Source organism: Pseudomonas sp. D47 (assembly GCF_045447305.1).
In the GTDB taxonomy this organism is placed as follows: Bacteria; Pseudomonadota; Gammaproteobacteria; order Pseudomonadales; family Pseudomonadaceae; genus Aquipseudomonas.
In genome coordinates, this window is sequence record NZ_JBJGXU010000160.1 from 1 (window position 1) to 844 (window position 844).

At 48.8% G+C, this 844-nt stretch carries 2 protein-coding genes; one reads left to right on the forward strand and one right to left on the reverse strand.

The features are described 5' to 3' along the window. A partial coding sequence (locus ACI77I_RS32040; protein ID WP_407000211.1) for a hypothetical protein occupies nucleotides 1-260 on the reverse strand: 260 nt, incomplete at its 3' end. 135 nt (nucleotides 261-395) lie between these two features. Here ACI77I_RS32040 and ACI77I_RS32045 point away from each other — a divergent pair. Further along, a partial coding sequence (locus ACI77I_RS32045) for a hypothetical protein (protein WP_407000213.1) occupies nucleotides 396-844 on the forward strand: 449 nt, incomplete at its 3' end.

Consider the following 844-nt stretch of genomic DNA (forward strand, 5'->3'; position numbering starts at 1 on the left):
TCTTTTGAAACCCGATATCGCCGTCCCGCACGACCTTTCTTGCCAGTCAATTCAGACCGGTTAATGAGCGCCCCCACAGCCACTAGCGCCTTCAGAGAAGCAGACATCACCGGCTCCGAAACGCCAAAGCTTTGCGCCATTTCTTTTGTAGAGAGTGCTTCGGACTCACGGTGCCCAAAGCGTAAAACAAAGCGCGCCAAGCAGTATCTAGCATCCGGCCCGAGCTCGTCGCATCGAGTAGTAAGCACTTCAAAAAGCATAAGTCTTCCGTAACCTTATAAATTTATTTATATTACATTACGAATTACACCCTGTATTTTTATTTAAAATTATTCGTAGGGCGATGAATAATGCAGGTGTGCTATGATGACCATAAATCTTATTCGAGTCATTCCATGAGCAATCAGCCCCATTATTTAGCGTGGATCAATGAGAGCGAAATTGGCCTAGCCGCCTGGATTCGCAGATACCTGACAAAGAAAGGGAGACGTCTTCCGGACAGCCTCCTCAAGGGCAATGAACTGGGCCAACTAAAAAGAGAGATTGAGAGGTGGCCGACAACCGGCCCGGAGGCTGACACAACATGGAAGTTCTTAAAGCTAATGAGCGAGGCCTGGACTCAGCAAAAAATCAGAGACCGGAGAAAGAAGAGCCAGCGAAAGACATGCGCCTTTGTTCTATCCTCGGTGGCACAGAAAAATCTTCAGCGACTGACCAACGAGAATGGGTATGACACTGCCGCTGAGTGCCTTGAATGGCTGCTGCAGAACAGCGCTGCTCAGCTCAAAGCCGCCGACAAGGAAAGGAAAGAGACAAAGGAACGACATAACGAAGAATTGCGGGG